The organism is Amycolatopsis roodepoortensis (assembly GCF_014873915.1).
Lineage (GTDB): Bacteria > Actinomycetota > Actinomycetes > Mycobacteriales > Pseudonocardiaceae > Amycolatopsis > Amycolatopsis roodepoortensis.
The window spans coordinates 1,308,826-1,330,085 of sequence record NZ_JADBEJ010000005.1 but is presented as its reverse complement, the minus strand read 5'-3'; the positions used below and the strand labels follow the sequence as shown (position 1 = coordinate 1,330,085).

The following is a 21,260-nucleotide window of genomic DNA, read 5'->3' as shown; positions in this document are numbered from 1 at the left end:
GGCCTCCTTCACTGCCTTGAGGGTAGGGAAGGAGGCCTTCACGGGCCGGTCAGGCGAGTTCGGCGCGGACCGTGCGGGCGGCCGCGACGAGGTTCCGCAGGGCCGGCTCGACCTCGGCGTAGGCGCGGGTCTTCAGGCCGCAGTCCGGGTTGACCCAGATCCGCTCGGCGGGCACGGCACCGACCGCGGTCCGCAGGAGCCCGCTGACCTCGTCGACGCCGGGGACGCGCGGCGAGTGGATGTCGTAGACGCCCGGCCCGACGCCGCGGCCGAAGCCTGCCGCGCCGAGGTCGGTGACGACCTCCATCTTCGACCGCGCGGCCTCGATGCTGGTGACGTCGGCGTCGAGCGCGTCGATCGCCTTGACCACGTCGCCGAATTCCGAGTAGCACATATGCGTGTGGATCTGCGTCGCGTCGTCGATCCCGGACGTCGCGAGGCGGAACGACGAAACGGCCCACGCGAAGTACGCCTCATGCGCCGCGGCGCGCAGGGGGAGCAGTTCCCGCAGGGCCGGCTCATCCACCTGGATGACGCGGATGCCCGCCGCCTGGAGGTCGTGCACCTCGTCGCGGATGGCCAGCGCCACCTGGCGGGCGGTCTCGCCGAGCGGCTGGTCGTCGCGGACGAACGACCACGCCAGGATCGTCACCGGACCGGTCAGCATGCCCTTGACGGGTTTGCCGGTCAGGCTCTGCGCGTAGCGCGCCCACTCGACGGTCATCGGCTCCGGACGCGAGACGTCGCCGTACAGGATCGGTGGCCGGACGCAGCGCGAACCGTAGGACTGCACCCAGCCGAAGTCGGTGGCCGCGAAGCCCGCCAGCCGCTCGGCGAAGTACTGCACCATGTCGTTGCGTTCGGGCTCGCCGTGCACCAGAACGTCCAGGCCGAGGTCTTCCTGCAGCCGGATGACGCGCTGGATCTCGGCCTTCATCGCGGCCTCGTAGCCCGCGTCGTCCAGCGAACCCGCCTTGTGCGCCGCCCGCGCTTTGCGGACCTCGGTGGTCTGCGGGAACGAGCCGATCGTGGTGCTCGGCAACGGTGGCAGTTCCAGCGCGGCCTGCTGTGCCGCCGCGCGCCGAACGTAGGGGGAGCGGACCGTGTCTTCCGGCCGCAGTGCCTCCAGCCGGGCGCGCACTCCGGAGTCGGCGAGATCGGCCGCCGCCGCGCGATCCGCGGCCGCGGCACGGGCGGCGGCGAGGTCGACCCCTTCTTCCGTCAGCGCTCGTCCGAGCAGGACGACCTCGTCGACCTTCTGCTTGGCGAAGGCGAGCCAGCCCTTCAGGCGCGGATGGAGCCCGTCCTCCCGTTCGACGTCGTAGGGCACGTGCAGGAGCGAGCAGGACGTCGACACGCTGACCGACCGCGCGGTGCCCAGCAGGGTCGCCGCCCGGCTGAGCGCGCGGGCCGGATCCGTGCGCCAGACGTTGCGCCCGTCCACGACACCGGCGAGAACCTCCTTGTCCCGCAGGGCGGGCTCGGCGGCGACGGCGTCTACAAAGGACTCGTCGGTGACGAGGTCGACGGCGATCGCGTCGATCGGGGAGCGGGCGAGCACACCCAAACCGCGACCGAGACCGCCGAAGTACCCGGCGACCAGGATCTTGGGCCGCGCGGTCTCCTTCGCGAGCCGGTGATAGGCGCGGATGAGCGCGTTGAGCTCCCGCTCGGTGCGGTCGGCCGCGAAGGCGGGCTCGTCGAACTGGACCCATTCGACGCCTTCGTCGTACAGGCGACGCAGTAGTTCGACGTAGCCGTCGAGGAGGCCGTCGAGCAGATCCAGCGGGCGGAAGCCCTCCGGAGCGGTCTCCGACGGCTTCGCGAGCAGCAGGAACGTCACTGGGCCCACCAGCACCGGCCGAGTTTCGACGCCGACCGCGCGGGCTTCACGGTATTCGTCGAGCGGCTTGGTGCCGTCGAGCGAGAACGTCGTGCCCGGGCCGAGTTCGGGGACGATGTAGTGGTAGTTCGTGTCGAACCACTTCGTCATCTCCATCGCCGGCGCGTCCTGCACCCCGCGCGCGGCGGCGAAGTAGGTGTCGAGCGGCGAGAGGCCGAGCGTGGTGAAGCGCTCCGGCAGCGCGCCGAACAGCTCGGCGGTGTCGAGCACCTGGTCGTAGTGGGAGAAGGTGTTGCAGGGGACGGAATCCAGTCCCGCGGCCTTGAGTTCCCGCCAGGCCCGGGTGCGCAGCGCACGGCCGGTGGCCAGCAGTTCGGCCTCGTCGATCTTGCCTGCCCAATAGCGTTCGAGTGAACGCTTGAGTTCCCGGTCCGGTCCGATCCGGGGGTAGCCCAGCACTGTCGTGCCGATTTCGGTCACAGCTCTCTCCTCGCGAGCTTGTCGTGAGAGCCCGGAGCGCGCGCAGGAGTGACCGCCATTCGGTCGCGCCCATCCCACGAGGCCCGGACTCACGCACGCCGTCGGCGCGCGTACCACAGGCAGGTCTTCGGACTCGTGGGCGACTCGCTCGCGCCTACCGGCCGTCGCTTCCCGGGGCGCCATGTCCCAGTGCTTTACCGTGTCTCGCACGGTGACGGCTTTCGTTCCCACATACCGCTGCGGGGCAGTCCCGGATTCGCACCGGGTTCCCTGTTACCTCGACCGGCCGGGGAGGCCGGGCGAACCAGTAGCACCCCGGAGCGTACCGAGGCGCGCTAGTGGCCCGCTGGACATGTGACGAACCGGACGCCACGCGTGATCAGACGGACGACACGCGTGATTGAACGGCGAACTCGCGTGATCAGGGGCGTAACTCGCGTGATCAGGGGCGTAACTCGCGTGATCGGGGGCGTAACTCGCGTGTCTGGAAACGCAACACGCCGGGCGGAGGCCGCCCGGCGTGTCGTCCGTCTGATCACGTGAGTTCGCCGCTCAATCACGCGAGTTACGCGTCTGATCACGCGAGTGGCGTATTCGAGCACGCGAGTTGCGTGCGGGGGTCAGTCCCAGTCGAGGGCGCCGCCCGACTGGTACTCGATGACGCGGGTCTCGAAGAAGTTCTTCTCCTTCTTGAGGTCCATCGCCTCCGACATCCACGGGAACGGGTTCTCGGTCTCGCCGAAGATCGGCGCGAGACCGATCTGCTGCGCCCGCCGGTCGGTGATGAAGTGCATGTACTGCTCGATCAGCTCGGCCGAGAGCCCGAGCATGCCGCGCGGCATGGTGTCACGGGCGTAGGCGACCTCGAGCTCGCACGCCTCGGTCAGCATGGTGCGGACCTCGGCCTGGAACTCCTCGGTCCACAGGTGCGGGTTCTCGATCTTGATCTGGTTGATGCAGTCGATGCCGAAGTTCAGGTGGATCGACTCGTCGCGCAGGATGTACTGGTACTGCTCGGCGATGCCGACCATCTTGTTCCGGCGGCCGAGCGAGAGGATCTGCGCGAAGCCGGTGTAGAACCACATGCCCTCGAAGATCACGTAGAACGCGACGAGGTCGCGCAGGAAGGCCTGGTCGGCTTCCGGGGTGCCGGTCTCGAAGTCCGGGTTCTCCAGGTTCTGCGTGTACTTCAGCGCCCACGCGTCCTTGTCCGAGATGGACGGGACCTCGCGGTACATGTTGAACAGCTCGCCCTCGACCAGGCCGAGGCTCTCGCAGATGTACTGGAAGGTGTGCGTGTGCACGGCCTCCTCGAACGCCTGGCGCAGCAGGTACTGGCGGCATTCGGGGTTGGTGATCTGCCGGTACACCGCGAGCACGATGTTGTTGGCCACCAGCGATTCCGCGGTGGCGAAGAAGCCGAGGTTGCGCTTGAGCATGGTGCGCTCGTCCTCGGTGAGGCCGTCGGGCGACTTCCACAGCGCGATGTCGGCCTGCATGGCGACCTCGGTCGGCATCCAGTGGTTGTTGCAGCCGGCGAGGTACTTCTCCCACGCCCAGGTGTACTTCATCGGCAGCAGCTGGTTGACGTCGGCGCGGGCGTTGATCATCCGCTTGTCGTCGACGTTGATACGGGCGGCGCCGACTTCGATCTCACCGAGGCCGGTGGCGTCGGCGGAGGCGTCAAAGGTGGTCATCAAAGCTCCAAGAGGGCGTCGTGAGTGGTAAGGACGGTTAGAACCGCCCTTACCACTCACGAGGATGTTTTTACTGGCAGGCTTCGCAGTCGGGGTCGTCGATCCGGCAGGCGGCGCCGTCGGTGGCGACGAAGTCGACGTCCGAGACCTGCGGCATCTCCTTCGGCTCCGGGGCGGTCACCGGGACGGCCGGGACCGCGGCGGCGGGCGACGGCGAGACCGAAGCGGAAGCCGACGGGGCGGGCGAAGCGGCGGGAGCCGGAGCGGCGGCGGGCTTGGGCGTGGCCGGGGCAGGGGTGGCCGAGACCGCGTTCAGCTTGCCGTCGGTGCCGCGCAGGGTGCTCTTTTCCACGTGCGTCGCGGACCGCGCCCGCAGGTAGTACGTGGTCTTGAGGCCCTTGTGCCAGGCGTAGCGGTACAGCTCGTCGAGCTTGCGGCCGCTGGGCGCCGCGATGTACAGGTTCAGCGACTGTGCCTGGTCGATCCACTTCTGGCGCCGCGAACCGGCGTCCACCAGCCACTTGGACTCGATCTCGAACGCGGTCGCGTACAGCGCCTTCAGGTCGTCCGGCACGCGGTCGATCTGGCCGAGGCTGCCGTCGAAGTACTTCAGGTCCGACACCATGACCTCGTCCCACAGCCCGCGCTCCTTGAGCGAGCGGACCAGGTGCGGGTTCACCACGGTGAAGTCACCGGACATGTTCGACTTGACGAACAGGTTCTGGAACAACGGCTCGATCGACTGCCCGACCCCGCAGATGTTGGAGATCGTCGCGGTCGGCGCGATCGCCATCACGTTGGAGTTGCGCATACCGACGGTCTTGACCCGCTCGCGCAGCGGTGCCCAGTCCAAAGTGGACGAGGTGTCGACGTCGAGCGCGTCGCCCTGTCGCGCGTCGATCAGGAGCTGCATCGAGTCGATCGGCAGGATTCCCTTGCTCCACAAGGAACCCTCGAACGTCTGGTACTGGCCGCGTTCCTCGGCGAGGTCGGTCGACGCCGAGATCGCGTAGTAGCTGATGTGCTCCATGCTGGTGTCCGCGAACTGGACGGCCTCGTCCGAGGACAGCGGGACACCGATCTCGAACAGCGCGTCCTGGAAGCCCATCAGGCCCAGCCCGATCGGGCGGTGACGCAGGTTGGAGCGGCGCGCCTCCGGGATCGTGTAGAAGTTGATGTCGATCACGTTGTCGAGCATGCGGACGGCCGTGCGCACGGTCTTCTCGAGGCGCTTCGTGTCGAGGCCTTCGGGGGTGACGTGCTTGAGCAGGTTCACCGAGCCGAGGTTGCAGACCGCGACCTCGTCGGTGGTGGTGTTCAGGGTGATCTCGGTGCACAGGTTGGACGAGTGCACGACACCCACGTGCTGCTGCGGCGAACGCAGGTTGCACGGGTCCTTGAAGGTGATCCACGGGTGGCCGGTCTCGAACAGCATGGTCAGCATGCGGCGCCACAGGTCGACCGCGCGGACCTTGCGGAACACCTTCAGCTCGCCACGCTCGGCGGCGGCCTCGTACTCGCGGTAGCGCTCGGCGAACGCGTTGCCGTAGAGGTCGTGCAGGTCCGGCGTCTCGTTCGGCGAGAACAGCGTCCACTGCGCGTCGGCCTCGACGCGGCGCAGGAACTCGTCCGGCACCCAGTTCGCGGTGTTCATGTCGTGCGTGCGACGACGGTCGTCACCGGTGTTCTTGCGCAGGTCGAGGAATTCCTCGATGTCCACGTGCCAGGTCTCGAGGTACGCGCAGGCCGCGCCCTTGCGCTTGCCGCCCTGGTTCACCGCGACCGCGGTGTCGTTGGCGATCTTGAGGAACGGCACGACACCCTGCGACTGGCCGTTGGTGCCCTTGATGTGCGCGCCGAGGCCGCGGACCGGGGTCCAGTCGTTGCCGAGGCCGCCCGAGTACTTCGCCAGCAGCGCGTTGTTCTTGTACGCCTGGAAGATCGAGTCCAGGTCGTCGTCCACGGTGGTCAGGAAGCAGGACGACAGCTGCGGGCGCGTGGTGCCCGAGTTGAACAACGTCGGGGTGGACGCCATGAAGTGGAACGTCGAGAGCAGCTCATAAAATTCAATCGCACGAGATTCCCTGTCATCCTCGCGGATCGCCAGGCCCATCGCGACGCGCATGAAGAACGCCTGCGGCAGCTCGAAACGGACGCCGTCGTGGTGCTGGAAGTACCGGTCGTACAGGGTCTGCAGGCCGAGGAAGCCGAAGTCGAGGTCACGCTCGGCGTGGATGGCCGCGGTGATCTTGTCCAGGTCGAAGGTCTGCAGCTCGGGGTTGACCAGCTCCAGCTCGATGGCGCGCTTGAGGTAGTCGCGGAAGTACTGCGGGTACCGCGCGGTCATCTCGTCCTGGCTGGCCTGCTGCGGCACACCGGCGAGGTAGCTGAGCGCCTCGCCGCGGAGCTTGTCCGCGAGCAGCCGGGCACTGACGTAGGAGTAGTTCGGCTCCTGCTCGACGAGCACGCGCGCGGCCATGATCTGGGCGAGGGCGAGTTCGTCGGCGCTGATGCCGTCGTAGACGTTGCGCTTGGTCTCGGCCAGCACCGGCTCGGCCGAAACGTCTTCGAGACCGGCGACGGCCTCGCCGACGACGTGCGAGACGCGGGCCCAGTCGAGCGGGCGGAGCGAGCCGTCGGCGGCCTTGACGCTGATGGCGACGTCGGACGAAGCGGGCTTCTCGGCCTCGCGGGCCTTCGCGCGCTCGTCGCGGTACAGGACGTACGCGCGGGCGACCTTGTGGTGCTCGCCGCGCATCAGCGCGAGTTCGACGATGTCCTGGATCTGCTCGATGTGCAGCGCGGTCTCGGGACCGGCGTGGCGGAGCAGGGTGGTCTCGATCTGCTCGGTCAATTCCTTGACCAGGTGGTGGATCCGCGACGAGGCGGCCGCGTCACCGCCCTCGACGGCGAGGAAGGCCTTGGTCACGGCGACCGAGATCTTGTTCGCGTCGAAGGGGGACACGCTGCCGTCCCGCCGGATGACCCGCACGGTCGCGGGCGTGGTGTCCGAAGACGAAGGTGGCCGCTGACCGGTATCGACTGACATGCGTCACTCCAAAAAGGGCGCGTTGAAGCACCACAAGGCCTCACAAGGCCGTGCGCTGCACGTTCACAAAGCTGTCCGACCACCGCTCCCGAGCGGTCTCCCCGTCGCTGGGCGGTGCCGGTTCCCAGAGACTACATGTAGGGGTCGGAGGCTGCACGTGCCCCAATGGGTGGCGTGTCGTCGGCTCACCCTGGCGGGTTAGACGATCACGCTGAGCGGCTGGTCAGCCGCCGAAGACGATCTTGAAATCGTGCAGGCACGCGCTCAGCGCGGGCCGCTGACCGGCGAGGAAGCCGAACGGGCCGGACTCGTTGATCCGCCAGTCCGCGGCCGCCGGGCGCGGACGTGCCGTCGCCCGGACGGGGCTCCTTTTGAGACGGCCGTCCAGCATCTGGACGACGTCGAAGGCCGCCGGCATCCGCACCGGGAGACTCGGGCGGGGCGTGAAGGCCGCCGTCGCGATCCAGTCTTCGTGGGTGGCCGCCGAGGCTGTGAAGGTCCGCCCATGCGTGAAATCGAGCGCGGCGAGATCCTTGGGGATGCCCCACAGCGCCCGCCCGCCGGCGAGCGAGACCTCGCTGTCGACCCAGATGTCGGTGATGGAGCTGGAGAGGCGCCGGCCGCGGACCGCGACGGTCGCCAGCAGCTCGTGGTACTGGAGCTGCCCTGGCTCCTGGTAGTCGATCCACGCGGTGAACACCTGGGCGCGGCCGCCCACGGTCACCGGCTCGACACCGCCGGGCAGTTCGGGCAGTTCGCTCACCGGGACACGCCAGATCGACAGGTACGCCTGACCCGCCAGGTTCCACGGCTCCGGGGGATAGGCGGTCACGAGTTCCGCCACGGCAGGTAGGCGGGCTGGTCGGTGTCGACGCGCATGGAGAACTCCGGTGGTCGTTTCTGCAGGAAGGACATGACCCCCTCGATCGCGTCCGGGCTGGAGCCCAGGCCGCCGATCAGCTTGGAGTCCAGTTCGTGCACGGGGAACGGCGACTCCGCGCTCGCCATCCGGTACAACAGCTGCCGCGTCACCGCGACCGACACCGGCGACGTGGTCGTGGCGATCTCGATGGCCAGTTCGCGTGCCTTGCCGAGCACTTCTTCGGGCTCGTGAACACTGTGGACCAGCCCGGCGGTTTTCGCTTCCTCGGCGCCGAAGACGCGCCCGCTGATCATCCAGTCGAGTGCCGTGCCCATGCCGACGAGCCGCGGCAGGAACCACGCGGACGCGCCTTCGGGGTAGATCCCGCGGCGGACGAACACGAAACCGAACCGGGAGTCCGTGGATGCCAGCCGGTAGTCGCAGGACAGCGTGATCGTGACGCCGCCGCCGACGGCCGCGCCCCGCAGGGCCGCGATCACCGGCTTGTTCATCGTGAAGATCCGTTTCGAGCAGCGTCCCGCCGGCTCCTGCCATGCCGCGTCGGGCCCGGACTCGGGGTCGAAGTCGAAACCGCCCTGCGAAAGGTCGGCGCCCACCGAGAAATCCTTGCCGTTGCCGGTCAGGATCACCACGCGGACGTCCTCGTCGCGGTCGGCCCGGTCCATCGCGTCGCCGAGTTCGTCGGCCATGCGGATGGTGTAGCCGTTGCGGGCCTCTGGCCGGTTGAGCGTGACCGTCGCGATGCGGTCGGCGACCTCGTAGGTGATTTCGGCGTACGCGCTCATGACGTGAAAGTAAGGCTACGTTGACAAGGTGTCAACAAGACTCATTCGACGTCGTCCAGATGGTCGGCGTAGTACTCGACCGCCCGCCGGTATCGCCGGACCCCGTCGTCCGTGCTGGTCGCGGCGAGCACCTTCAGCAGGGTTCCCGCCGCCTCGCGCGCCTCGCCGACGTTGTAGAGCGCCATCGCGAGGAACGTCCTGAGCGCCGCGTCGTCCGGGAACTCGCCGAGGCCGCGCCGCAACGTCGCGAGCGACTCGTCGTACCGGCCGAGGACGCGATAAGTGCTGCCGAGCCCGACGAACACGCCGTGCCTGTCCTCTGTGGACAGACCTTCGCCGGCGAGCGCCTGTTCGTAGAACGGGGCCGCTTCGGCTTCCAGCCCGGCAGAATCGTGCGCCCACGCGGTTTGGTAGGCGATCACGGCGTCCCGTGGATTCCCCTCGGCCAATTCGATCAACCGCCGGCGTGCCTCGTCGGTGCCCTGCTCCCGCAGCCGGATCGCCTCGTTCACGCGACGGCGCCGTCGAAGGGCGGGTAGGCGTCGCCGCCGACACGCTCGGCCACGACGATGTACTCGGCCAGCGCGTCGCGCGACCGGGTCAGCTTGGCCAGCTGCTCGTCCAGGCGGCCGAGCCGCTCGCGCATCGCGGCCAGCAGCTCGGGGCAGCCGATGAGCTCGGGTTCCTCGCCGATAGCGCAGGGGAGCAGGTACGCGATGTCTTCGGACGACAGCCCGGCGGCGAGCAGATGGCGGATCTGCTTCACCCGCAGCAAAGCCGTCTCGTCGTACTCGCGATAGCCGTTCGAACCGCGGCTCGCCTCCAAAAGGCCTTGTGCTTCGTAGTAGCGCAGCTGGTGGGCGTTGACGCCCGTCCGGTGACTCAGTTCACCGATCTTCATCGCTTTCCCCACTTGACCTTCATACCGGTATCAACGTTGACGATCGTGCCATGACAGACAACGCGAACACCCCGATTTCCGTCGTCGGCCTCGGTCTCATGGGCACCGCGCTCGCCCGCGCGTTCCTGAAGGCCGGGCATCCCACGACCGTGTGGAACCGCACGGCCGCCAAGGCGGACTCCCTGGTGGCCGAAGGTGCGCGGCTCGCGCCGACGATCGGCGACGCGCTCGGCGCCGTGACGATCCTGTGCCTCACCGACTATTCCGCCGTGCGCGAACTGCTCGGCGACGCTGGCTTGGCGGGCACGACACTGGTCAACCTCACCTCGGGTGACTCCGCTCAGGCGCGGGAAACCGCCGCCTGGGCCGAAAAGCAGGGCGCCCGGTACGTGGACGGCGCGATCATGGCCATCCCGTCGGCGATCGGGACCGCCGAGGCGGTGATCCTGCTGAGCGGGCCGCGGCCGGACTTCGAGCTCGGCGCGCTCGGCACGATCAGCTACCTCGGCGAGGACCCCGGGCTGGCTTCCCTGTACGACGTCGCCGGGCTGACGATGATGTGGAGCGTCCTGAACGCGTGGCTCCAGGGAACCGCGATGCTCAAGACGGCCGGCGTCGACGCCGCGACGTACGCGCCCTTCGCGCGGCAGATCGCCGCTGGGGTGGCGGACTGGCTGCCCGGCTACGCGGAACAGATCGACAAGGATTCCTTCCCAGCGGAGGTGTCGGCGCTGGAGACCGACGCGCGGGCGATGGCGCACATGGTCGAGGAGAGCGAGGCGCTGGGCGTGAACGCCGAACTGCCGAAGCTGATCAAGGCGATGGCCGACCGCGCGATCGCCGCCGGGCACGGCGGGGAGCAGTACCCGGTGCTGATCCGGGAATTCGAGCGGGCGGGGGAGTAGAGCGTGCCTTAAGTGCTTCCGGGGCACGCGTGCCGGCTGTCTGATCACGCGAGCCGTCTGTCCGGGCCTGTGGGGGCGGGGGCTGTGAAGGTGGCGCGTTGCGAAAGCCACTTTCGCAACCTTCAACGTTGCGAAAGTGGCTTTCGCAACGCCCGCGGCTTGCCCAGGTGGTTGGGCGCGACACGAGCGGCGTGCCCGCCCGCCGGGGCTTCACGTGACTGGGCGGACGGCAGCTGTGATCAGACGGACGACACGCGGGACTGGAAGGACGACACGCGTGATTGAGCGGACGACACGGCTGTGACGCGGACAACATACTGACCAACTGAACATTTTGGTCAGTATGTTCGGAAGTATGACCGAGAGCGAAGCGGGACGGGTACTCGTCGTCGGAATGGGTGTCAGCGGGATCGCGACGGCGGCCCGATTGCGCAGGGCCGGCTGGCGGCCGGTGCTGATCGAGAAGGCGCCGGAAAGGCGGTCCGGCGGGTACTTCGTCGCGCTGTTCGGGGCGGGCCAGGCCGCCGCGAGGAGGCTCGGCATGGCCGGCGCCATCCACGACCGGGCCTCGCTGGCGCAGGGCCTCGACCTCGCCCGTGACGGCTCGAGCCGTCCGGGGATGTCGTACGCCGACCTGCCCGGCAAGCCCTGGATGATGCTGCGGAGTGACGTCGAGCAGGCCGCCTTCGCCGTTCTCCCTGACGATGTGGAGATCCGGTACTCGACCGTCCCCACCGCCATCGAGCAGGACGCCGACGGTGTCGACGTCACCTTGCTCGACACCACGTCGAACACCGCGACGACCGAACGCTTCGACCTCGTCGTCGGCGCGGACGGGCTGCGATCCACGGTGCGGTCGCTGGTGTTCGGGCCGCACGAGAAGTACTTGCGGCGGATGGGCTACATGGTCGCGGCCTTCCAGTACACCGGCACGCCCGCCGGTCTCGCCCCCGGCCAGGGCGCCACGCTGCTCGAACCGGACCGCTCGATGTGGGTCTTCGCGTTCTCCGACCACGACCCGACGATCATGCTGACCTACCGCACCGACGACGTCGACGCCGAGTTCACCCGGCCACCCGCGGAACGAGTGCGGGCGGCGTTCGGCCCGCGGCCGCTGGGAAACGTGCTCGGTGACGTCGTCGGCGCGTTGGAGTCCGCCGATGACGTCCTGTTCGACTCCGTCGAGCAGGTGCGCCTGGACCGTTGGCACAAGGGACGTGTGGTCCTGATGGGTGACGCCGCCTGGTGCGTCACGCTCTACGCCGGCATGGGTGTCTCGTCCGGGCTCACCGGGGCCGATCTGCTCGGCGGCATGCTGGAGCGGCACCCCGGTGATCTCGGCGCCGCCCTCTCCGCCTGGGAACGAGCACTGCGGCCTTACGTCGACCACTACCAGGACGGCGCGTTCGCCGACCGGAAGATCTTCGTCGTGGACAACCGGGCGCAGCTTCTGCTCCGGCGCGCGGTTCCGATGCTGAGCCGCTTCAAACTCGGCAAACGCCTGACCGACCGCATCATGCGGCTCGACGAGATCGCGCTGTACAAGAATGCGGATATCGTCGGCGCGATACCGGAGAGGACCACAGTTGGCGGAACTGCCTGAACACGGCTCGCCCAAGGCGGCACGCATCCTGGCGGCGGCGGGCGAACTGCTCCTGGGCCGGGGCAGCAAGGGCGTCACCATCGCGGAGGTCGCCACCAAGGCCCACGTCGGCAAGGGCACCGTCTACCTGTACTGGAAGACCAAGGAAGACCTGCTGCTCGGCCTGATCAGCCGCGATTTCATCGCGCTCGCCGACGAGGTCGTCGCGGCGGTCACCGCGGACCCCGAGCTGGCCCGGCCGTCGCGCCTCGGCCCGAACATGCTGGAGGTCGCGGCCCGGCATCCGTACGTCAACGCGCTGCAGACCGGCGACGACGTCCTGCTCGGCGTCCTCGCCGACGACCCCCGGTCGGCGACCCTGCTCGAAACGCTGGGCGCGGGCGCGTTCCTGCATCACATCCTGCCCATCTGGCGGCGGCACGACCTCGCCAGGACCGATTGGGCCGTGGCCGATCAGGCCTTCGCGTTGCAGGCCCTCCTCGCGGGTTTCCTGACGTCGGCCCCTTCGCTCAAGGGCAGGCTGCCGGTCGACGATCCCGCGCGGGTGTTCGCCGCGTCCATCACCGCGCTTCTCGGCCCCGAGCGCGCCACGCCGGAGCAGGTGAAGCTGGCGGCGGACGAGGGCATTCGCGCGCTGGAGGGCGGACGTTCCGTCGCGCTGGGCATCATCTCCGGCTGACCTCGTCTCCGCAAAACAATCAGGCGTGCTTGATTTTTCCATCGCGGGGTGCCAGCCTGGGGAGGACGCGAGGAGGCGGGCATGGCTGACCTTGGCGTGATCCTTGGGGATCTCGCGGCGGAATCGCAGGCCATCGACGACGTGGTGGCGGAGCTGCCCGCGTCGGACTGGGCGAGGAAGACCCCGGCCGAAGGCTGGACGATCGCCCATCAGATCGCTCATCTGGCCTGGACGGACAAGAAAGCGCTGATCGCGGCGCGCGGATCCGAGGCCGAGTGGCAGGCAGAGATCGAAGGGCTCCTCGCGACGGGCGAGTCCTACGTCGACGACGGCGCGGCGGAGGGCGCGAAGACGCCGCCCCGCGAGCTGCTGGCGGAGTGGCGCGCCGGCCGCGCGGAACTCGCTGAAGCACTCGCCGCGGTGCCCGACGGGCAGAAGATCCCTTGGTACGGCCCGCCGATGAGCGCCGCGTCGATGGTGACGGCGCGTTTGATGGAGACCTGGGCGCACGGTCAGGACATCTACGACGCACTGGGCCTCGCACGGGAGAACACGGCCAGGATCTGGCATATCGCCCGGTTCGGGACCCGCACCCGCGACTTCGCCTACAAACTCAACTCGCTCGCGCCGCCCACTGAAGAGTTCCGTGTCGAGCTGACCGCGCCCGACGGCACCACCTGGGCGTTCGGACCCGAGGACGCCGCGCAGCGGCTCACCGGGAGCGCGGTCGACTTCTGTCTCGTGATCACCCAGCGCCGTCACCCCGCCGACACCGACCTGGTCGCCACGGGCAAGGACGTCGAGGAATGGCTCGGGATCGCGCAGGCCTTCGCCGGGCCTCCCGGCGCCGGACGGAAGCCGGGGCAGTTCGCGTGACCCCGGCCCCGATCAGGATCGGCAACGCGTCCGGGTTCTACGGCGACCGGTTCTCCGCGGTCCACGAGATGCTCGCCGGCGGCCCGCTCGACGTGCTGACCGGCGACTACCTGGCCGAGCTGACCATGCTCATCCTCGGCCGCGACCGGATGAAGGACCCGAACCGCGGGTACGCCAAGACCTTCCTGCGCCAGATGGAACAGAATCTCGCGCTGGCCAAGGAAAAGGGTGTCAAGATCGTCGCCAACGCCGGTGGGCTCAACCCCGCCGGGCTCGCGGACGCGCTCCGCGAACTCGCCGCGAAACTCGGTGTCGACATAGCGATCGCGCACGTCGAGGGCGACGACCTCATCCAGCGCGCGGAAGAGCTCGGCTTTGGTAAGACCCTGACCGCGAACGCCTACCTCGGCGCGTGGGGCATCGCGGAATGCCTGAACGCGGGCGCCGACATCGTGGTGACCGGGCGTGTCACCGACGCCTCGGTGATCGTCGGCCCGGCCGCCGCGCACTTCGGCTGGGCGCGCGACGACTACGACGCGCTGGCGGGCGCGGTCGCGGCCGGGCACGTGATCGAATGCGGCACGCAGGCCACCGGCGGAAACTACGCCTTCTTCACCGAACACGAGATCGGCGTCCCGGGGTTCCCGATCGCCGAGATCTCCGCCGACGGCTCCAGCGTGATCACCAAACACCCCGGCACCGGCGGTGTGGTGAACACCGGAACCGTTACCGCACAACTGCTCTACGAGATCACCGGCGCCCGGTACGCCGGGCCGGACGTCACGGCGCGGTTCGACACGCTGACGCTCACCGAAGACGGCCCGGACCGCGTCCGGATCAGCGGCGTCACCGGAGAACCGCCGCCTCCGACCCTGAAGGTCTGCCTGAACGGACTCGGCGGTTTCCGCAACGAGACGACGTTCGTCCTCACCGGACTGGACATCGAGGCGAAAGCCGCGCTGGTCAAGGAACAACTCGAAGGCGCGCTCAAGGCCAAGCCGCCGGCGGACGTCCAGTGGACCTTGGCCCGCACCGATCATCCCGACGCCGAGACCGAGCAGCAGGCGAGCGCGCTGCTGCACGTCGCGGTGAAGGACGCCGATCCGGAGGTCGCCGGGCGCGCGTTCAGCGGCGCGGCCATCGAGCTTGCGCTGGCGAGCTATCCCGGGTTCCACGTCACCGCGCCGCCCGCGGCCGCTTCGCCCTACGGCGTGTACCGGCCCGCCTTCGTCGACGCGCACGAGGTGCCGCACGTGGCCGTCCTGCCGGACGGAACGCGCCGCGACATCGCGCCCGCCGCCGAAACGCTGCCACTATCCGATGTGGACGAAGATCGGCTGCCCGCGCCGTTCACCCAGGCGCAGGTCCGTCGCGCACCGCTCGGCAAGGTGGCCGGCGCGCGCAGCGGCGACAAGGGCGGCAACGCGAACGTCGGCGTCTGGGCGCGTTCCGACGAGGCGTGGCGCTGGCTCGCGCACCGGCTCACCGTCACCGAGTTCAAACTGCTGCTCCCGGAGACCGCGGACCTCGAGGTCCGGCGGCATCTCCTGCCGAACCTGCGGGCGATCAACTTCGTCGTCGAAGGCATCCTCGGCGAGGGCGTCGCGTCGCAGGCGCGGTTCGACCCGCAGGCGAAGGCGCTCGGGGAATGGCTGCGCTCCCGCGAGATCGACATCCCGGAGGCCCTCCTGTGACCGACCCCTTCTCCACGCCGGAACGCGCCGAACTGCGCAAGACCGTGCGGCGGTTCGCCGAAACCGAGATCCTTCCCCACCTCGAAGACTGGGAACGCGAGGGCGAACTGCCCCGCGAACTGCACCGCAAGGCCGGGGAGCTCGGGCTGCTCGGTGTCGGCTTCCCCGAAGAGGTCGGCGGCGGAGGCGGCGACTACCTCGACGCGGTGGTCATCGCCGAGGAACTGCACTACGCGGGCGGCTCCGGCGGGCTGTTCGCCTCGCTGTTCACCTGCGGTATCGCCGTCCCGCATATCGCGGCGGCCGGCGATCCGGTGCAGATCGAACGCTGGGTCCGGCCGACCCTGGAGGGCCACAAGATCGGCTCGCTCGCGGTCACCGAACCCGACGGCGGCTCCGACGTCGCCGGGATCCGCACCACGGCGGTGCGCGAGGGCGACGAGTACGTCATCAACGGCGCCAAGACCTTCATCACCTCGGGCTGCCGCGCCGACTTCGTGACCACCGTGGTCCGCACCGGCGAGGCCGGCGCCCACGGGATCTCGCTCATCGTGGTCGAACGCGGTACGCCGGGCTTCACCGTCTCCCGCAAGCTGGAGAAGATGGGCTGGCTCTGCTCGGACACCGCCGAGCTGTCCTATGTGGACGTCCGTGTGCCCGCCGAAAACCTGATCGGCGCCGAGAACAGCGGCTTCGCACAGGTCGCCACGCAGTTCGTCACCGAGCGGGTCTCGCTGGCCGTGCAGGGCTACGCGCACGCGCAGCGGGCACTCGACCTGACCTTGGACTGGTGCCGCCTGCGCGAGACCTTCGGCCGTCCGCTGATCTCCCGCCAGCTGGTGCAGCACAAGCTCACCGAGATGGTCCGGAAGATCGACGTCGCCCGGACCTACACCCGGCAGGTCGCCCAGCGGCACGTCGCGGGCGAAGAGGTCATCGCCGAAGCCTGTTTCGCGAAGAACACCGCCGTCGAGACCGCCGAATGGGTGGTCAACGAGGCCGTGCAGCTGCACGGCGGACTCGGCTACATGCGCGAGTCCGAAGTGGAGCGTCACTACCGTGACGTGCGCATCCTCGGCATCGGCGGCGGGACCAACGAGATCCTCACCGGCTTGGCCGCGAAGCGATTGGGATACACCGCATGAGCACGATCAGGTCCACTGTGGACACGCGGAGCGAGGAGTTCGCCACCAACCGCGAGTCCATGCTCGGCAAGCTGGCCGAGATCGACGGCGAGCACGCGAAGGCGATCGCGGGTGGCGGCGAGAAGTACGTCGCCCGGCACCGCAAACGCGGCAAGCTGCTCGCCCGCGAGCGGATCGAGCTCCTCCTCGACGAGGATTCGCCGTTCTTGGAGCTGTCGCCGCTGGCGGCCTGGGGTTCGGATTACCAGGTCGGCGCCAGCGTGATCACCGGCATCGGCGTCGTCGAAGGCGTCGAGTGCATGATCTCCGCCAGCGATCCGACGGTCAAAGGCGGGGCGAGCAACCCGTGGACGGCCAAGAAGAGCTACCGCGCCGCGGACATCGCCGCGCAGAACCGCCTGCCGGTGATCAACCTCGTCGAGTCCGGCGGGGCGGATCTGCCGACGCAGAAGGAGATCTTCATCCCCGGCGGCCGGATCTTCCGTGACCTCACACGGTCTTCGGCGGCGAAGGTGCCCACGATCGCGCTGGTGTTCGGCAACTCGACCGCGGGCGGCGCGTACCTGCCCGGCATGTCGGACTACGTCGTGATGGTCAAGGAACGAGCGAAGGTCTTCCTCGGCGGCCCGCCGCTGGTCAAGATGGCGACCGGCGAAGAGTCCGACGACGAATCGCTCGGCGGCGCCGAGATGCACGCCAGGACCTCGGGGCTCGCCGACTACCTCGCGGCGGACGAAGAGGACGCGATCCGGCTCGGCCGCAGTATTGTCAAACGGCTCAACTGGACCAAACAGGGGCCGACGCCGAAACCGGACTACGCCGAGCCCCTGTATTCCGTGGAAGATCTGCTCGGCATCGTGCCCACCGACCTCAAGGTGCCGTTCGACCCGCGCGAGGTGATCGCCAGGGTCGCCGACGGTTCGGACTTCGACGAGTTCAAACCCTTGTACGGCAGCAGCCTCGCCACCGGCTGGGCGAGTATCCACGGCTACCCGGTCGGCATCCTCGCCAACGCCCAAGGCGTGCTGTTCGGCGAGGAATCGCAGAAGGCCGCGCAGTTCATCCAGCTGGCCAACCAGATCGACACGCCGCTGGTCTTCCTGCACAACACCACCGGCTACATGGTCGGCAAGGAATACGAGCAGAGCGGCATCATCAAACACGGCGCGATGATGATCAACGCCGTGTCGAACTCGAAGGTGCCGCATCTGTCGGTGCTCATGGGCGCGTCGTACGGTGCCGGGCATTACGGGATGTGCGGCCGTGCCTACGATCCCCGGTTCCTCTTCGCCTGGCCCAGTGCGAAATCCGCGGTCATGGGGCCGCAGCAGCTGGCTGGCGTGCTGTCCATCGTGGCCCGCGCCGCCGCCGCGTCGCGCGGGCAGGAGTACAACGAGGAGCACGACGCCGCCATGCGCGCCATGGTGGAGGGCCAGATCGAGGCCGAGTCGATGCCGATGTTCCTCTCCGGGATGCTCTACGACGACGGGATCATCGATCCCCGCGACACCCGCACGGTGCTCGGGCTCAGCCTGTCCGTGATCCACAATGGACCAGTGAAGGGCGCCGAGGGCTTCGGCGTCTTCAGGATGTGAGCGGCATGATCGAGAAACTTCTGGTCGCCAACCGCGGTGAGATCGCCCGCCGTGTGTTCCGCACCTGCCGCGACGCCGGGATCGGCACGGTCGCGGTGTTCTCCGACGCGGACGCCGACGCGCCGCACACCGCCGAGGCTGACGTCGCCGTCCGGCTGCCGGGCAACGCGCCCGCCGACACGTACCTCCGTGCCGAACTGCTGATCAAGGCAGCCGTCGAGACCGGCGCCGACGCGATCCACCCCGGCTACGGTTTCCTGTCGGAGAACGCCGCGTTCGCCCGCGCCGTGATCGACGCCGGGCTGACCTGGGTCGGCCCACCGCCGGAAGCCATCGAAAGCATGGGCTCCAAAGTCGAGTCCAAGCGGATGATGGCCGAAGCCGGTGTCCCGATCCTGTCCGAATTGGACCCGGCCGAGGTCACTGAAGCCGACCTTCCGTTGCTGGTCAAGGCGTCCGCCGGTGGTGGCGGACGCGGGATGCGTGTCGTGCGCACGCTCGGCGAACTCGCCGAGGCCGTCGAAGGCGCGAGCGCGGAGGCCGCGTCGGCGTTCGGCGACCCGACCGTGTTCTGCGAGCGGTACCTGGAGACCGGGCGGCATATCGAGGTCCAGGTGCTCGCCGACACCCACGGCACGGTGTGGGCGGTGGGGGAGCGTGAGTGCTCGATCCAGCGCCGCCACCAGAAGGTCGTCGAGGAAGCGCCGTCGCCGTTCGTCGACGAAGCCATGCGGGAGGCGTTGTTCGACGCCGCGCGCAAGGCCGCGCAGGCGATCGACTACGTCGGAGCCGGGACGGTCGAGTTCCTCGCCGGTCCGGACGGGCGGTTCTACTTCCTGGAGATGAACACGCGGCTCCAGGTGGAACATCCGGTCACCGAGGCCACGACCGGGCTCGACCTCGTCTCGCTGCAGTTGCGGATCGCGGAGGGCGAGCACCTCCCGATCGACGAGCCGGAGACGACCGGTCACGCGATCGAGGTCCGGCTCTACGCCGAGGACCCCGCTGCGGGCTGGCAACCGCAGAGCGGCACCTTGCACCGGTTCGAGCTATCCGCCGCACAGCGGGAATTCGAGGTCGGTCCGGGCGTCCGACTGGACTCCGGGTTCGTCAGCGGGCAGACCGTCGGCGTGCACTACGACCCGATGCTCGCCAAGGTCATCGCGTACGCCCCGGATCGCCGGAGCGCGGCGCGGGCACTGGCCGGGGCCTTGGCCGGCGCGGAGATCCACGGCGTGGTGACCAACCGCGACCTGCTGGTGAACGTGTTGCGGCACGAGGCTTTTCTCGCCGGGGAGACCGACACGGCGTTCTTCGACCGGCACGGGCTCGAAACCCTGGCGGCCCCACTGGCCACTGTGGACACTGTACGGATTTCAGCGCTCGCGGCGGCGTTGTCCGGTGCGGCCGCGAATCGCTCGGAGGCCCGGGTGCAGAGCAGGCTGCCGAGCGGCTGGCGCAACGTCCGGTCCCAAGGGCAGCGCAAACGTTTTCGTCATGGCGACGACGAGATCGAGGTCGGCTACAGCCTCGGCCGTGACGGTCTGCGCGCCGACGGTTTCGAGGGTGTCGAACTGGTTTCCGCCGAGAACGGTGGCGTGGTCCTGGAGGTCTCCGGGGTGCGGCGGAAGTTCGCCGTCGCGCGGTACGGCGACACGGTGTACGTCGATTCGCCGGACGGTTCCGTCGAACTGGCTGTGGTGCCGCGGTACACCGACCCCGACGCGGCGCTCGCCGCCGGATCGCTGGTGGCGCCGATGCCGGGCACGGTCGTCCGGCTCGCGGTCGAGGCGGGCGACACCGTCAAGACCGGCGATCCGTTGCTGTGGCTCGAAGCGATGAAGATGGAACACCGGATCGCGGCGCCGGCCGACGGCGTCGTGACGGAACTCCCGGTGGTGGTCGGACAACAGGTCGAAGTGGGCACGATCCTCGCGGTGGTAGGAGACGACGAATGAACGCGATGAACTTCACCGAGCCCGAGGAGCGCGTCGCGCTGCGGGCCGCGGTCACCGAACTCGGCAAAAAGTACGGGTACGAGTACTACGCCAAGCAGGCGCGCGCCGGGCTCAAGACCGAGGAACTCTGGGCCGAAGCCGGACGGCTGGGCTACCTCGGCGTGAACCTGCCCGAAGAGTACGGCGGCGGGGGAGCGGGTATCGCGGATCTCGCCGCGGTGCTCGAAGAACTCGCCGCGGCGGGCTCCCCGCTGCTGCTCATGGTCGTCTCGCCGGCGATCTGCGGCACGGTCATCTCGCGCTTCGGCACCGACGAGCAGAAGAAGCGCTGGCTGCCGGGCATCGCCGACGGCAGCAGGCGGATGGTCTTCGCGATCACCGAACCGGACGCCGGGTCGAACTCGCACAAGATCACCACCACCGCGAAGCGGGACGCCGACGGTTGGGTCCTCAGTGGACGGAAGGTCTACATCTCCGGCGTCGACGAGGCGGACGCCGTCCTGGTCGTCGGCCGCACCGAGGACGCCAAGACCGGCAAGCTCAAGCCCGCGCTGTTCACCGTCCCGACCGACACGCCCGGCTTCGAGTACAAGCAGATCGACATGGACATCGTCTCGCCGGAGAAGCAGTTCGGCCTGTTCCTCGATGACGTCCACCTGCCGGCCGACGCGCTGGTCGGCGAGGAGGACGCGGCGATCGCGCAGCTGTTCGCCGGGCTCAACCCCGAACGCATCATGGGCGCGTCGTTCTCGCTCGGCATCGCGCGCTACGCGTTGGGCAAGGCCGTCGGCTACGCCAACGAGCGCAAGGTGTGGGGCGCGCCGATCGGCACCCACCAGGGGCTCGCGCATCCGCTGGCCGAGATCAAGATCGAGCTGGAACTGGCCAAACTGATGACGCAGAAGGCCGCGTCGCTCTACGACTCCGGCGACGACTTCGGCGCGGGCGAGTCGGCGAACATGGCGAAGTACGCCGCCGCCGAGGTCGCGATCCGCGCGGTCGACCAGGCAGTGCAGACCCACGGCGGCAACGGGCTGGCCAGCGAATACGGGCTGGGCACGCTGGTCACGGCCGTCCGGCTGGGCCGGATCGCGCCGGTGAGCCGCGAGATGGTGCTCAACTTCGTCGGCCAGCACAGCCTCGGCCTGCCCCGCTCCTACTGAGAGG

Annotated in this window: 16 protein-coding genes and 1 riboswitch; of the genes, 9 read left to right on the top strand and 7 right to left on the bottom strand. The window is 68.9% G+C overall.

The window, feature by feature from the left end; translation table 11 throughout:
- Positions 1 to 49 precede the first annotated feature (49 nt).
- The 7 genes from metE to H4W30_RS25540 form a co-directional block, all read right to left on the bottom strand.
- Entirely contained in the window at positions 50 to 2,323 is a 2,274-nt protein-coding gene (gene metE / locus H4W30_RS25570) for a 5-methyltetrahydropteroyltriglutamate--homocysteine S-methyltransferase (RefSeq protein WP_192745180.1), read from the bottom strand.
- Between the two features lie 101 nt (positions 2,324 to 2,424).
- Positions 2,425 to 2,647, bottom strand: a riboswitch (cobalamin riboswitch).
- Between the two features lie 296 nt (positions 2,648 to 2,943).
- Positions 2,944 to 4,020 carry a ribonucleotide-diphosphate reductase subunit beta gene (locus H4W30_RS25565; protein ID WP_126731854.1) on the bottom strand — a complete coding sequence of 359 codons (1,077 nt, stop codon included), beginning with the start codon at positions 4,018 to 4,020 and terminating at the stop codon, positions 2,944 to 2,946.
- Between the two features lie 70 nt (positions 4,021 to 4,090).
- Entirely contained in the window at positions 4,091 to 7,069 is a 2,979-nt protein-coding gene (locus tag H4W30_RS25560; RefSeq protein WP_192745179.1) for a ribonucleoside-diphosphate reductase subunit alpha, read from the bottom strand.
- 223 nt (positions 7,070 to 7,292) lie between these two features.
- On the bottom strand, positions 7,293 to 7,901 hold the full coding sequence (locus H4W30_RS25555) for an acetoacetate decarboxylase family protein (protein ID WP_192745178.1): 609 nt from the start codon (positions 7,899 to 7,901) through the stop codon (positions 7,293 to 7,295).
- The gene (locus H4W30_RS25550; RefSeq protein ID WP_192745177.1) at positions 7,898 to 8,737 is read right to left on the bottom strand and encodes an enoyl-CoA hydratase-related protein; all 840 of its coding nucleotides are present in this window, start codon (positions 8,735 to 8,737) and stop codon (positions 7,898 to 7,900) included. The genes H4W30_RS25555 and H4W30_RS25550 overlap by 4 nt, the downstream gene beginning before the upstream one ends.
- 41 nt (positions 8,738 to 8,778) lie before the next feature.
- Entirely contained in the window at positions 8,779 to 9,249 is a 471-nt protein-coding gene (locus H4W30_RS25545) for a tetratricopeptide repeat protein (RefSeq protein ID WP_192745176.1), read from the bottom strand.
- Positions 9,246 to 9,638, bottom strand: a complete 393-nt coding sequence (locus H4W30_RS25540) for a MerR family transcriptional regulator (protein WP_192745175.1) — start codon at positions 9,636 to 9,638, stop codon at positions 9,246 to 9,248. Before H4W30_RS25540 ends, H4W30_RS25545 begins: the two co-directional genes overlap by 4 nt.
- A gap of 50 nt (positions 9,639 to 9,688) precedes the next feature.
- Here H4W30_RS25540 and H4W30_RS25535 point away from each other — a divergent pair, with 50 nt between their 5' ends.
- The 9 genes from H4W30_RS25535 to H4W30_RS25495 all read left to right on the top strand — a co-directional run bounded on the left by H4W30_RS25535 (position 9,689) and on the right by H4W30_RS25495 (position 21,256).
- Complete coding sequence (locus H4W30_RS25535; RefSeq protein WP_192745174.1) at positions 9,689 to 10,543, top strand: NAD(P)-dependent oxidoreductase; 855 nt, start codon at positions 9,689 to 9,691, stop codon at positions 10,541 to 10,543.
- 355 nt (positions 10,544 to 10,898) lie between these two features.
- Positions 10,899 to 12,146, top strand: a complete 1,248-nt coding sequence (locus tag H4W30_RS25530; protein ID WP_225949870.1) for an FAD-dependent monooxygenase — start codon at positions 10,899 to 10,901, stop codon at positions 12,144 to 12,146.
- A complete protein-coding gene (locus tag H4W30_RS25525) occupies positions 12,130 to 12,825 on the top strand; it encodes a TetR/AcrR family transcriptional regulator (protein ID WP_192745173.1) in 696 nt (231 codons plus the stop codon). The genes H4W30_RS25530 and H4W30_RS25525 overlap by 17 nt, the downstream gene beginning before the upstream one ends.
- Before the next feature lie 81 nt (positions 12,826 to 12,906).
- The gene (locus H4W30_RS25520; RefSeq protein WP_192745172.1) at positions 12,907 to 13,701 is read left to right on the top strand and encodes a TIGR03084 family metal-binding protein; all 795 of its coding nucleotides are present in this window, start codon (positions 12,907 to 12,909) and stop codon (positions 13,699 to 13,701) included.
- The gene (locus H4W30_RS25515; RefSeq protein WP_192745171.1) at positions 13,698 to 15,395 is read left to right on the top strand and encodes an acyclic terpene utilization AtuA family protein; all 1,698 of its coding nucleotides are present in this window, start codon (positions 13,698 to 13,700) and stop codon (positions 15,393 to 15,395) included. The genes H4W30_RS25520 and H4W30_RS25515 overlap by 4 nt, the downstream gene beginning before the upstream one ends.
- Positions 15,392 to 16,540 carry an acyl-CoA dehydrogenase family protein gene (locus H4W30_RS25510; protein ID WP_192745170.1) on the top strand — a complete coding sequence of 383 codons (1,149 nt, stop codon included), beginning with the start codon at positions 15,392 to 15,394 and terminating at the stop codon, positions 16,538 to 16,540. The genes H4W30_RS25515 and H4W30_RS25510 overlap by 4 nt, the downstream gene beginning before the upstream one ends.
- Complete coding sequence (locus tag H4W30_RS25505) at positions 16,537 to 18,135, top strand: acyl-CoA carboxylase subunit beta (RefSeq protein WP_192745169.1); 1,599 nt, start codon at positions 16,537 to 16,539, stop codon at positions 18,133 to 18,135. Before H4W30_RS25510 ends, H4W30_RS25505 begins: the two co-directional genes overlap by 4 nt.
- Positions 18,136 to 18,140: 5 nt before the next feature.
- Positions 18,141 to 20,093 (top strand): ATP-binding protein, encoded by a 1,953-nt coding sequence (locus H4W30_RS25500; RefSeq protein WP_192745168.1) that lies wholly within the window; start codon positions 18,141 to 18,143, stop codon positions 20,091 to 20,093.
- Positions 20,090 to 21,256 (top strand): acyl-CoA dehydrogenase family protein, encoded by a 1,167-nt coding sequence (locus tag H4W30_RS25495; protein ID WP_192745167.1) that lies wholly within the window; start codon positions 20,090 to 20,092, stop codon positions 21,254 to 21,256. Before H4W30_RS25500 ends, H4W30_RS25495 begins: the two co-directional genes overlap by 4 nt.
- Positions 21,257 to 21,260 lie beyond the last annotated feature (4 nt).

Bases quoted from the DNA above. Each gene is read 5' to 3' on its own strand.
- H4W30_RS25565 (WP_126731854.1), bottom strand. From the start codon at position 4,020: ATGACCACCTTTGACGCCTCCGCCGACGCCACCGGCCTCGGTGAGATC.
- H4W30_RS25560 (WP_192745179.1), bottom strand. From the start codon at position 7,069: ATGTCAGTCGATACCGGTCAGCGGCCACCTTCGTCTTCGGACACCACG.
- H4W30_RS25550 (WP_192745177.1), bottom strand. From the start codon at position 8,737: ATGAGCGCGTACGCCGAAATCACCTACGAGGTCGCCGACCGCATCGCG.
- H4W30_RS25540 (WP_192745175.1), bottom strand. From the start codon at position 9,638: ATGAAGATCGGTGAACTGAGTCACCGGACGGGCGTCAACGCCCACCAG.
- H4W30_RS25535 (WP_192745174.1), top strand. From the start codon at position 9,689: ATGACAGACAACGCGAACACCCCGATTTCCGTCGTCGGCCTCGGTCTC.
- H4W30_RS25530 (WP_225949870.1), top strand. From the start codon at position 10,899: ATGACCGAGAGCGAAGCGGGACGGGTACTCGTCGTCGGAATGGGTGTC.
- H4W30_RS25520 (WP_192745172.1), top strand. From the start codon at position 12,907: ATGGCTGACCTTGGCGTGATCCTTGGGGATCTCGCGGCGGAATCGCAG.
- H4W30_RS25505 (WP_192745169.1), top strand. From the start codon at position 16,537: ATGAGCACGATCAGGTCCACTGTGGACACGCGGAGCGAGGAGTTCGCC.
- H4W30_RS25500 (WP_192745168.1), top strand. From the start codon at position 18,141: ATGATCGAGAAACTTCTGGTCGCCAACCGCGGTGAGATCGCCCGCCGT.
- H4W30_RS25495 (WP_192745167.1), top strand. From the start codon at position 20,090: ATGAACGCGATGAACTTCACCGAGCCCGAGGAGCGCGTCGCGCTGCGG.